Here is an 11,699-nt window from a genome sequence, read left to right as displayed (position 1 = left end):
TTGAAGGATATTTAAAATGCGTCACCGTCATGGATTGCGTAAACTAAATCGCACCAGCAGCCACCGCCTTGCTATGTTTAGAAACATGACCAACGCCTTGTTGCGTCATGAAGTGATCAAAACAACGTTGCCCAAGGCCAAAGAACTGCGCAAGATTGCCGAGCCTATCATTACGATGGGTAGGACACCTACATTGGCCAACAAGCGCCTGGCATTCAGCCGCTTGCGTGACCGTGAAATGGTGATCAAGCTGTTTGATGAAATCGGTCCTCGCTACGCAACACGTCCCGGCGGCTACATGCGTGTTCTGAAGTTTGGTTTCCGCAAGGGCGACAATGCACCAATGGCTTTGGTTGAATTGGTTGATCGTCCAGAAACAGCAGAAATCGTTGAGATCGCTGAAGAGCAGGCCTGATTCTTTTAAATCTGACTTTTAGTTTGTGCTGGCACCCTTGTCAGAACAGGCGAATTAGGCAGGTTTCTTTCAGTGTGATCATTCAATCGAAAAGCCGTATTAGCACCAGCTAATGCGGCTTTTTGATTTTTCAAGATGGACATTGCAACAAGCGTGGGAATTAATGTGGTGAGTGATTCAACGGTGTTGGAACTTGTTGACGTCAGAAAGTCATTTTTGGGCCGTGCTGTATTGGAGGGCTTGTCCCTTTCTTTGGCCTCAGGTGAATGCATTGCTTTACTGGGACCCAATGGCGCCGGTAAATCAACCACGATCTCACTTGCGCTTGGCTTGTCGGAAACTGACAGTGGTCGTGTTGAGCTGTTGGGGTTGAGCCTGCCGGGATCTGGCCATATGGCCCGACAGGAGGTGGGGGTAGTGCCACAGTACGACGCTTTGGATCCTGATTTCACGGTATTTGAAAATCTGTTGGTATTTGGCCGGTATTTCGGTCTTCACGGTGCGAAGCTGCGCGCACGCGCGGAGGAGTTGCTGAACTTTGCCCAACTGCAAAGCCGGCGCACCGACTCTGTTGCTACGCTATCCGGTGGCATGCGTCGGCGTTTGATGCTGGCGCGTGCCCTGATAAACAAGCCCAAGGTTTTGTTTCTTGATGAACCCACCACAGGGCTTGATCCGCAAGCCAAGCATGTTATTTGGGATCGTTTGGTGGATTTGAAGAAGCAGGGTGTGGCTTTGTTTTTGACCACGCATTACATGGACGAGGCGCAGCGGTTGGCTGATCGCGTTGCCATTCTTGATCACGGCAACATTGTCGTGTGCGACAAGCCCTCTGCCTTGATCAAGGATGTTGTGGGCTACGCAGTTTTGGAGTTGTGGGGTGCTGGTGCAGATGCCTGTGTGGCATCCATTCAACAGGCCAATCCCATGCCTGTTGAGCAACGGGGTGCGAATTACTATTTCAAGAATCATTGTGCCGACATCGTGTTCACTGGGCTCAAGGAGTCAAATCCAATGGGAGTTGACTTCATCTATCGCCCGGGCAATCTCGAAGATGTTTTTTTTAGCCTGACTGGCAGGGCTTTGCGTGATGATTAATGTCCATGCAGTGGTACAGGTGTGGCGCCGGAATTTCATGGTTTGGCGCAAGCTTGCTTTGCCTTCCTTGTTGGGCAACGTGGTTGATCCTGTCATGGCCTTGATGGCCTTTGGTCTTGGATTGGGTTCAATGTTGCCAGATGTGGGCGGTATGCCCTATCTGAATTATCTCGCTGTTGGCGCTGTGTGTATCAGCGCGATGAACGCACCAACCTTTGAAGCCTTGTACTCTGCATTTTCGAGGATGCATACACAGAAAACCTGGCAAGTGATCATGAATACCCCTGTGCGTTTGCGTGAGGTGGTGTTGGGTGAGTGCGCTTGGGCAGCCAGCAAGGGATTGATCAGCACGGGTGCCATGTTGTTGATTATTGCGTTGCTGGGCATTGGCGACTTGCAGTTTTGGTTACTTGCTTGGCTTGTCCTGGTGTTGGCCTGTTTGATGTTTGCCGGTTTTGGCTTGTGTGTGAATGCCCGGGCACCCAGTTACGATTTTTTCATGTTTTATTTCACCCTGGTGGTGACGCCGATGACCTTTTTGTCGGGCGCGTTCTTTCCACGGGCTCAGTTGCCTTCATGGCTGCAAATCATTGCTGACTACATGCCACTTTCCGTGGTTGTCGACGCATTACGCGGTATTTACGCAAGAGATTTCAGTGCCTTGCCAGCACTTTTGATGCAGATGGCAGTCTATTCAGCATCGGGTATCGGTTTGGCGATCTATTTGACAGAGCGACGTTTCAAACCAAAGGGCTAAGGGGCGGAGACGAGAACATGAACACAAATTGCTTTGTGGCTTATACGACAGTGGATTCAAAGACCAAAGCCACCAATCTGGCCCGGCAACTTGTGGAAAGTGGTGGTATAGCCTGCGCGAGTATTGTGGGCCCAATTGAGTCGGTTTATTTTTGGCAAGGGCAGTTGGAACAAACGCCTGAATGGATGTTGATGATGAAATGCTCTGAAAAACAGGTCGAAAAACTGAAGGCAGTCATTGTGGAATTGCACGAGTATGATTTGCCCGAATTGATCGTGCTTCCAATTGTGGACGGGCATTTGCCCTACCTGAACTGGATTGCTTCAACACAGGGCAGTGCATCATGAGCGCCATTCAGCAAGTATTGCGATATGCCAGTTTTATATTGGTTCTGTTGTATGCCATTTTTTTGGTGAATGCGCCAACAGCGCAGGCCAACGATTTTTTGGCCCCGGAAGAAGCCTTTCAGTTTGATTTGCGCATTCAAGATTCCGCCTGTGAGAAGGATTGCCTGATTGACGTACAGGCAACGGTTGCCCCCGGCTATTACCTGTACCGGGAGCGGTTTGCGCTCGAAAACCCAAAGGGTCTGCCCTTGCTGGAATGGGTGGAGCTGCCCAAGGGTGAACGAAAGTTTGACGAGTTTCTCAATCAGGACATCGAGGCTTTGAGAGGCAGTATGGCATTTCAGATCCGTTACAGCTTGGGTGAGCTGGCGGTCAAGGAAGCGAGCGCAGTGCTGGTGTCGCAGGGATGCGCAGACGCGGGGCTTTGTTATCCGCCCATGAGTACCCCCGTGACTTTCAGGGACAATGGATTACTTAAGGGAATGTTGGGTTCCGGTGGCATGGGGGGTTTGCTTGGTGGCAAGCAAGCTGACGTGTCGGCCGCAGGGCAATCTGTGGTGCCAGCCCTGCCTGCCAATGAGGCGGGTGATTTGGCAAGCCGTCTGGCTGCGCAATCGTGGGTTGTCGTGTTACCCGTGTTTTTTGGTCTGGGTTTGTTATTGGCATTTACGCCGTGCACATTGCCAATGTTGCCAATTTTGAGCAGCCTGGTGGTAGGTCAGCAGGTGGGTAATGGCAACAGTGGGCGGGCCAAGCCCATGGCGCTCGCGTTGGTGTACGTGTTGGGCATGGCCATGACCTATGCCTTGCTGGGCGTGTTGGCTGGTTTGACTGGTCAAAGCCTGGTGATGGCGATGCAACAACCGCTGGTGTTGTGGGGCTTCGGGGGCGTGTTGGCCTTGCTTGGCCTCGCGCTGCTGATGGGGTATTCATTGCAGCTACCCGCTGGCTTGCAATCGTGGTTGCAGGAGAAAACAGGTCGCTTGAAGGGCGGACAGTTCGTGCCGGTGCTGGTTATGGGGGTTTTGTCAGCGTTGCTGCTGGGACCCTGCGTGGCCCCGCCCCTTGCAGGCGCGTTGCTTTACATTGGTCAAACCGGTGATGCGCTGTTGGGTGGCGCTGCGTTGTTCTTGTTGGCCTTGGGTATGGGGCTGCCCCTGGTATTGTTTGCAGCCGGTGCAGGTGCGGCATTGCCTAAGGCCGGAGCCTGGATGACCTGGGTATCTGCTGCTTTTGGATTCGTGCTGTTGGCTGTGGCGGTGTGGACGATTACCCCCGTTACACCGGTTTGGGTCATCATGGCTGCGTGGGCTGTGCTGGCTTGTACGGCCGCGGCAGCGCTGTTTCATGGGGCCACCAGCATGGTGACCATGGGTTCGCGCGCTAAAGTGTTGAGCAAGGCCTTGGGTTTGCTGCTGACCTTGTTGGCGCTGATTTACATGATGGGCTTGTTCTCGGGCTCCAACAATCTTTTGCAGCCTTTGGCTGGAGCGGGCACCCAAGTGTCTGGTCTGCTGGGGTCGGCTTCTGCTGGGGTGTCCAGTAGCAAGCCTGAATTCGAGAAGGTGAAAAGCGAAGCCGCGCTTGCCCTGATTGATTCGAGCACCATGCCTGTGATGCTGGATTTCTATGCAGACTGGTGCGTGAGTTGCAAGGAGTTCGAGCTGTTTACGTTGACGGATGCAGCGGTCAAGGCGAAGCTGGATGGCATTCGATTGGTTCAGGTGGACGTCACTGACAATACCGAGTCGGATCAATTGTTGCTCAAGGAGTTCCAGCTGTTCGGTCCTCCGGCCATCCTGTTTTTTCCAGCCGGTGAAACAGGTGCAATCCACCAGGTGATCGGGTTTCAGAATGCGCAGCGTTTTGGTGAAACACTGGAACAAGTTCGACCCGGCCTGAAACTTTGAGGGCTTCTATTTCCCCATGTGGTTGCGCCGCGTGAACCAGAAAATCAATACGACAGATACCAGGCTGGAGATACCCATTAGTCCCAAGGTAATCCAGAAACCTTCAGGATTGTCTTGTAACGGCATTTGAACGAAGTTCATGCCGAAAATTCCGGTGATCAATGTCAGTGGCATGAACAGTGCCGTGATCATGGTCAACACTGTGACAATTTCATTGGTTTTGTGGGCCATGGCCGAGAAGTGAAGCTGCACTGCCGTTTCTGTATTGGCGCCCAATCGACGGGTTTGGCTGACCACGCGTTCAAGATGCTCAAGTGTGTCACGTGCGTTGACTTGCAGGGATGGCGCCATTCGGCTTTCACGCTCCAGATCCTCCTGCCAGTCAGTCAATGCGTCGCGCTGGTCTTGCGCCACCGATTCAAGCCGGTTCATTTCGTTTCTTGCCGCGAGCAGGGCATTCCAGTCCTGAAAGCGTTTGCGTGGGTTCAGCAGATCGCGTTGCCAGCGCTCCAGTTGATCCGAGATTTCCATTCGGGTTTCAAGAAACCGGTCTGCCATGTTGCTGACCAGTTGAATCATGAGTTCGTTGGGGTCAGATGGAGCTCGCTTGAACTTCAGGAAACTTTCGATTTCTTCCACATTGCGCGATGAGGCTTTGTCCAGAAACTGACTGGCGAGTGAAAAGGCGGGGCTGTCTTTGGGGCGAAGTGTCACCAGCAGTTTGGGCGTGATGATAAAAAATACGGGTCGGGTTTTGATGCTGAGCCGGTTGGTGTCGTCGAACAAGGGCTTGTTGGACAGGGTCCTGATGATCAGGATGCTATAACCGTCGCCGATGTCAAAATGACTGGGATGGAAGGTGTTCCGAAGATCTTCGTGATGAAGTTCGTCCAGCTTGAATCCCAGCAAGGTTTCCACGCTGGGCATCCAGGCGAGTTCCTCGTCCAGTGATGCATCCAGCCACAGAAAGCCATCCTCGGGCAGGTTGTCTGGCGTCTCTTTGAGTCTCTTCAACTCCTGAGAATTCAGGTGCGTCCAGATGCCCATGTGCTTAACCTTGCTTGAGCAGTTTTGCCGCGTCGAGTGCGAAGTAGGTCAAAATACCATCTGCACCCGCGCGCTTGAATGCCAGCAGCGATTCCATGACCACTGCGTTTTCGTCCAGCCAGCCATTCTGCGCAGCGGCCTTGATCATGGCGTATTCACCGCTGACCTGGTACGCAAAGGTGGGGCGTGCGAATTTTTCTTTCACGCGCCATAAAATGTCGAGGTAGGGCATGCCTGGTTTGACCATCACCATGTCCGCGCCTTCATCCAGGTCCATACCCACTTCCAGAAGCGCTTCATTGGAGTTGGCCGGGTTCATCTGGTAGACCTTTTTGTTGCTTTTTCCCAGGTTTGAACTGGAGCCTACGGCATCTCGGAACGGGCCATAAAATGCGGATGCATACTTGGCGGAGTAGGCCATGATGCTGGTGTGAATGCATCTGTTGGCTTCGAGTGTTTCGCGAATGGCACCAATGCGCCCATCCATCATGTCGCTGGGGGCGACGATGTCTACGCCAGCCTGGGCCTGGACCAAGGCCTGCATCTGTAGCATTTCCACTGTTTCATCGTTGAGCACGTAGCCGGAGTCGTCTATCAGACCGTCTTGCCCATGGCTGGTGAAGGGATCAAGCGCTACGTCTGTCAGCAGCATGAGTTCGGGGAAGCGTTTTTTCAGTTCGCGCACTGCATGGGGCACCAGACCCTCTGGATTCACTGCTTCCATGCCGTCGTCAGTTTTCTTCTCCGATTCGATAACCGGGAAAAGCGCCATGACAGGCACGCCCAGCTCGAGACATTGTTCTGCTTTGGCAAACAGCAAGTCGAGTGACAGGCGTTCAACACCCGGCATGGAGGCCACTGGTTCGCGTGTGTTGCTGCCGGGCACCACGAACACCGGATAAATGAAGTCGGCTGCACTCAAGGTGTGTTCGGCAACCAGTCGACGCAGTGCGTCGGTTCGACGCAAACGACGGGGGCGATGGTACAAATGCTGGGTCATGGTGTGTGGTCGCGGTCAGGGTACTGGGTTGATTTCGGGGTCGAGGTCAGCCACAGGCGGGCGAACCCAGTTGGACAGTTGGGTTTCAAGGTCAAGCATGCCTATTTTTTTCAAGGCCGACCACAGTTGCACCGTGATTTCATGGCCATTGACCCGATAGGGGTCGAGTGCTTTTTGGGTAGCACGCAACGCGAGAACCTGTTCCTGCCGGTTGAATTTGTCTGCCTTGGACAACATGATGTGAACGGGCAATTGGCGATGGCCTACCCACTTGATGAGGGCGTAATCCAGTTCAAGCAGGCCGCGGCGGCAGTCCACGATCAGGACGCAGCCAACAAGGCTTGGGCGGTCTGCGAGGTAGCTGCCCAGTTCCTTGTCCCACACGCTTTGGCTGGTCTGGGCCAGTTGGGCAAAACCGTAACCGGGCAGGTCCACCAGGCGGGCAATTGGCTCAGCCTGCTCAATGACATGAAAAAAGTTCAAAAGCTGTGTGCGGCCCGGCATTTTACTGGCATAAGCCAATTGCCGTTGTTTACACAGGGTGTTGATGGCCGTGGACTTGCCGGCGTTGGAGCGCCCGGCAAAAACGATCTCGGGGACGCTGGCGCCCGGGCATTCGACCATGCGAGATGCGGAGATCTCGAAATGCGTGTTGTGGAAATTGATTGTCATGCCCACATTTTAGATGCAAGAGTGGCTCTTGAGTGGTTATAATCTAGGGTTTGTGGAAACTTTGCTGGTGCGCCGCACCCCGCCTGAATTGAGCGGATGCAAATTTTTGGGTTGCTTTACAACTTTTTGATGGGTTTGACCATGCTGACCAAGCTGACGACGCCGAACAAGTCGATGATGTTAAAACTGAGTTCCATGTTTGCCGCTTTGACGTTCTCGATGTCTGTGGCTTACGCTGCCGGCCCCGCGGAAGTGTTCAAGCCGGATTTGGCCAAAGGCAATGAAATCATGCAACAGTGCGTGGCTTGTCATGGCGCAGACGGCAATGCTTCAGCACCGATTTATCCAAAAATTGCGGGTCAGCACGCTGAGTACCTGTACAAGCAGTTGTCCAATTTCAAAGCCGGTAAAAACGGTGAAAAGCCATTGCGCGAAAACGCGATCATGGCAGCATTTGCTGCTGGATTGTCCGATGAAGATATGAAAAACGTGTCGGCTTATCTGGCTTCGCAGAAGCAAACTTTGAGCGCCGCTAAAAACAAGGACACCTTGGCTTTGGGCGAAAAGATTTATCGCGGTGGTATTGCAGACAAAAAAATTCCGGCTTGTGCGGGTTGCCATAGCCCGACAGGTTCCGGCATTCCTGCACAGTATCCGCGCTTGGGTGGCCAGCATGCCCAGTACACGGAAAGCCAGTTGGTTGCATTCCGTGATGGTGTTCGTAACAACAGTGAGCAGATGAGCGTGATTGCCGCCAAGATGTCCGACAAGGAGATGAAGGCAGTGTCAGATTACATCGCAGGTTTGCGTTGAACATTTGACGCAACTGCTTGTCAAAAAGGGGCTAAACGGTAGCCCCTTTTTTTTCGGGCGAGAAGTACTAGGCATAAAACAACGGGGATAGGCGAGTGAGTAGTTCAGGAGACATCGCAAACAATACAAGCCCGCAGAGACGGGGCAGGCAAACCGCACTGGCCAACTGGCTGGAATTGCTGGGCTCGATGCGTTTTGCAATCAGTCTGCTTACTTTGATTTGCATTGCTTCGGCGATCGGCACGGTAGTGGGCCAATCAGACCCTTGGGTCAACTATGTGAACCAGTTCGGGCCGTTTTGGGCGTCCTTTTTCGAGCCCATGGGTTTATTTCGCATTTACAACGCGCCCTGGTTTATTGCTGTCATGGCTTTCCTGGTGGTGTCGACTTCCCTGTGTGTGTACCGCAATACGCCAAAAATGATCAAGGAAATGCGGGTGTATCGCGAGAACCTCCGTGAGGGCAGTCTGAAGGCTTTCGCCCACCGCTGGGAGGGACGTTTTAACGAGAAGCCTGATGTGCTGCCGGGCATCGTGACCGAGTGGCTGGAACACAAGGGGTTCAAGGTCAAGCAGTCTGTTCGCGAGAATGGGACCATGGTCGCCGCCAAGGCAGGCAGTGCGAACCGGTTTGGTTATATTGCCGCGCACCTTTCAATCATCGTGATTTGTGTGGGCGGTTTGCTCGACAGTGGAGTGCCGCTGCAAGTGGCGGTGTGGGCCACCGGCAAAACACCTGTGACAGGCGCCGAAATAAGCCAGGGTATTCCGGAGAAGGCACGTTTGGGTGAATCCAATCCCAGTTACCGTGCCAACTTGCTGTTGCCTGAAGGTGAAACCAGTCGTGTCGCTGTGCTGAACACTGACGATGGTTTGTTGATTCAGGATTTGCCCTTTGAGTTGACGCTTAAAGAGTTCCGGATTGATTTTTACAGCACAGGTATGCCCAAGTTGTTTGCCAGTGATGTGGTGGTGTTCGACCCCGAAACACAGGAACGCTTTGAAGCCACCATTGAAGTGAACAAACCACTGATTTACAAGGGTGTGACGGTTTATCAGTCCAGTTTTGATGACGGCGGCACCAAAATTCAGCTCAAGGGCATTCCATTGACCGGTGAGCGGGACTACCGCTTCGACCTGGATGGTGTGGTTGGTGGTGGCCGTGATTTGAGCCAGCTGGGCGAAAAGATGAATGGACTGCCCGCTGAGGTCCTGAAGGTGGAGTTCACTGCCTTTAAATCAATTAATGTGGAAGCATTGCCAGTCGAAAACTCAGGTTCTGTGGGTGTGGATGACCTGGCCTTGGGAAATGCCAATGCCCTGTCACCCTTTGAGACCAATCTGGCCAGTGTGTTGGGTCCCGGTGTGAAGGAAGATGCGAAGACCAAGTTCACCAATATTGGTCCTGCCATCACTTACAAGTTGCGAGATGAGTCTGGACAGGCTCGCGAATTCCACAACTACATGCTGCCGATCAATCTGGATGGGGGGCGTTACTACCTGGCTGGTGTTCGCGATACTCCGGCTGACGGCTTCAAGTATTTGCGCATTCCCGTGGATGACAATGGGCAGCTTGATGGTTTCATGCGTTTTCGCGCGGCCTTGCAAAGTGATGACATTCGCAGGGCTGCTGCCCAGCAGTTTGCGCTGCAGGCATTTGGCGATCGGGCAGACTCCGCTCAATTGGTGGCCAGTGTCTCGGACAGCGCTCGGCGAGCGCTGGAGCGATTTGCTGGGGTGGATGGTGGAATTTCAGGCTTGCCGGCCATTGCTCAGTTCATTGAAAGCACGGTGCCGGAAGGCGAAAGGGAAAAGGCGAGCGATGTGATTATTCGCCTGCTGCAGGGTGCCATGTGGGAGGTCTATCAGCTTTCCCGTACCACTGCGAATCTGGCGCCTGCAGTGCCCGATGAGGTGCACGGCCGTTTTGTGCAGGATGCGCAAATTGCCTTGTCTGACTTGTCCTTGTACGGCGCGCCGGTGATGTTCCAGTTGGACCAGTTTGACGAGGTGAAGGCCAGTGTATTCCAGTTGGCCAAGGCGCCTGGCCAATGGATTGTTTATTTGGGTTGTCTGTTCTTGTGCATCGGCGTATTTTCGATGTTCTACATTCGTGAGCGACGCGCCTTTTTCTGGGTGACACGCGATGCGGAGGGCTCACGGGTCATGATGGGTATGTCCACAACCCGGAAAACCATGGATTTTGAAAAAGAATACGAGCAGTTTGTGAGTGAATTGAACAGCAGGGCGACCACAAAAGCCGCCCCGGCAGGAGATGCAGTATGAGTTCGACTTGGGTCAATCAAACACCGACGGGTGGAAAAGCCAGCTTGCCCACAAAGAAGGCCGGCTGGTTTTCAAAGCGCTTTCATTGGAGTGATTTTGCATTTGCCGCATTGTTGCTGGCAGCTGCTGGTTATGCCTCGCAGCAATATCACAGTTTCATGGATATCTATGAAATCAGTATTTTGTGGAGCTGTGTGCCGGTTACCGCGTACATGGCCTACCGATGGGGTTCACTGAAGTGGTTGATCCTCAGCGTGGCGGGTTTGAGTTTGCTTTCAATTGCATTCTACGGGGGCGACCTGGCGGCAGCAGAGCAACGGTTTTTCCTGAAGTACCTGTTGTCCAGCCAGTCTGCGATTTTGTGGATGGGCGTGATGTTCGTGGTCGCTACCGTGTCGTACTGGATTGGCTTGGTGGGCCGTTCCCCCACGGCCAGCTTTGTGGGTACTGCGTTGACCTGGGGTGCGGTGGTAATCGGCTTTGCCGGCATGTTCATTCGCTGGTATGAAAGCTATTTGATTGGCCCGGATGTTGGCCACATTCCTGTATCTAATCTGTATGAAGTGTTCGTGCTGTTTTCGCTGATCACCGCAATTTACTATCTGTTTTACGAGCAGGTTTACAAAACTCGCCAGTTGGGTGCGTTTGTAATGCTGGTGGTGGTTGCGGCCGTGGGCTTTTTGGCCTGGTATGGTGTTGAACGTCAGGCATATGCCATTCAGCCTTTGGTGCCAGCGCTACAAAGCTGGTGGATGAAAATCCACGTGCCTGCCAACTTTATTGGTTACGGCACGTTTTCAATTGCTGCAATGGTGGCTTTCGCTTACCTGTTGAAGGTGTATGCCCATGCGCCCAGTATCAAGGCACTGATCCCAACCGGTATTCTGGGTGTGTTGATGTTCCTGGAGCCTTTGGTGTTCCGCAGTGGCGGCGTGTCTATTTACTGGGCGCTTTATCTGGGCATTGGTTGTGTGGTGGTGGGTGCGATTTTGCTCGCACGCAAGCGTATTGCCGATGCACTGCCTTCGCTTGAAGTGCTCGATGACGTGATGTACAAATCGATCGCTGTGGGGTTTGCTTTTTTCACTGTGGCCACGATTTTGGGCGCACTTTGGGCCGCTGAAGCATGGGGTGCGTACTGGCAGTGGGATCCCAAGGAAACCTGGGCTCTGGTCGTTTGGTTGAACTATGCAGCCTGGTTGCACATGCGTTTGGTGAAAGGCCTGCGCGGTGTGGTGGCCTCCTACTGGGCATTGGTTGGTCTGCTGGTGACCGGGTTTGCCTTCCTGGGTGTGAACATGTTCCTGTCGGGTTTGCATTCCTACGGTGAGCTGTAACAGCACCAAGCTGCCAAG

At 53.3% G+C, this 11,699-nt stretch carries 11 protein-coding genes; 8 read left to right on the top strand and 3 right to left on the bottom strand.

What is annotated here, in order from left to right; all coding sequences use genetic code 11:
• The first annotated feature begins 16 nt into the window (after window positions 1–16).
• From rplQ to dsbD, 5 genes are all read left to right on the top strand, one after another.
• The gene (gene rplQ / locus RGQ30_RS14170) at window positions 17–415 is read left to right on the top strand and encodes a 50S ribosomal protein L17 (protein WP_130557600.1); all 399 of its coding nucleotides are present in this window, start codon (window positions 17–19) and stop codon (window positions 413–415) included.
• Between the two features lie 168 nt (window positions 416–583).
• A complete protein-coding gene (locus RGQ30_RS14165) occupies window positions 584–1,513 on the top strand; it encodes an ATP-binding cassette domain-containing protein (RefSeq protein ID WP_130557601.1) in 930 nt (309 codons plus the stop codon).
• A complete protein-coding gene (locus RGQ30_RS14160) occupies window positions 1,506–2,270 on the top strand; it encodes an ABC transporter permease (RefSeq protein ID WP_130558030.1) in 765 nt (254 codons plus the stop codon). The genes RGQ30_RS14165 and RGQ30_RS14160 overlap by 8 nt, the downstream gene beginning before the upstream one ends.
• A 17-nt stretch (window positions 2,271–2,287) precedes the next feature.
• Window positions 2,288–2,617: a divalent-cation tolerance protein CutA gene (gene cutA, locus RGQ30_RS14155; RefSeq protein ID WP_130557602.1), complete on the top strand. Its 330-nt coding sequence runs from the start codon at window positions 2,288–2,290 to the stop codon at window positions 2,615–2,617.
• Entirely contained in the window at window positions 2,614–4,527 is a 1,914-nt protein-coding gene (dsbD, locus tag RGQ30_RS14150; RefSeq protein WP_130557603.1) for a protein-disulfide reductase DsbD, read from the top strand. Before cutA ends, dsbD begins: the two co-directional genes overlap by 4 nt.
• 6 nt (window positions 4,528–4,533) lie before the next feature.
• On the opposite strand, the gene RGQ30_RS14145 is transcribed toward dsbD, so the two are convergent.
• From RGQ30_RS14145 to yihA, 3 genes are read right to left on the bottom strand one after another with little or no spacing between them, the layout of a single operon-like run.
• Complete coding sequence (locus tag RGQ30_RS14145) at window positions 4,534–5,574, bottom strand: magnesium transporter CorA family protein (RefSeq protein WP_130557604.1); 1,041 nt, start codon at window positions 5,572–5,574, stop codon at window positions 4,534–4,536.
• A 4-nt stretch (window positions 5,575–5,578) separates the two neighbouring features.
• A complete protein-coding gene (hemB, locus tag RGQ30_RS14140; RefSeq protein WP_130557605.1) occupies window positions 5,579–6,574 on the bottom strand; it encodes a porphobilinogen synthase in 996 nt (331 codons plus the stop codon).
• 15 nt (window positions 6,575–6,589) lie between these two features.
• The gene (gene yihA, locus RGQ30_RS14135; RefSeq protein ID WP_130557606.1) at window positions 6,590–7,246 is read right to left on the bottom strand and encodes a ribosome biogenesis GTP-binding protein YihA/YsxC; all 657 of its coding nucleotides are present in this window, start codon (window positions 7,244–7,246) and stop codon (window positions 6,590–6,592) included.
• Between the two features lie 141 nt (window positions 7,247–7,387).
• Here yihA and RGQ30_RS14130 point away from each other — a divergent pair, with 141 nt between their 5' ends.
• From RGQ30_RS14130 to ccsB, 3 genes are all read left to right on the top strand, one after another.
• Window positions 7,388–8,059 (top strand): c-type cytochrome, encoded by a 672-nt coding sequence (locus RGQ30_RS14130; RefSeq protein ID WP_338284529.1) that lies wholly within the window; start codon window positions 7,388–7,390, stop codon window positions 8,057–8,059.
• Window positions 8,060–8,154: 95 nt separating this feature from the next.
• Window positions 8,155–10,344 (top strand): cytochrome c biogenesis protein ResB, encoded by a 2,190-nt coding sequence (locus RGQ30_RS14125; protein WP_338284528.1) that lies wholly within the window; start codon window positions 8,155–8,157, stop codon window positions 10,342–10,344.
• Window positions 10,341–11,681 (top strand): c-type cytochrome biogenesis protein CcsB, encoded by a 1,341-nt coding sequence (gene ccsB, locus RGQ30_RS14120; protein ID WP_130557607.1) that lies wholly within the window; start codon window positions 10,341–10,343, stop codon window positions 11,679–11,681. The genes RGQ30_RS14125 and ccsB overlap by 4 nt, the downstream gene beginning before the upstream one ends.
• Window positions 11,682–11,699: the final 18 nt, after the last annotated feature.

It is taken from the genome of Limnobacter thiooxidans, assembly GCF_036323495.1.
Lineage (GTDB): Bacteria > Pseudomonadota > Gammaproteobacteria > Burkholderiales > Burkholderiaceae_B > Limnobacter > Limnobacter thiooxidans.
This window is presented reverse-complemented; position numbering and strand designations above follow the sequence as displayed.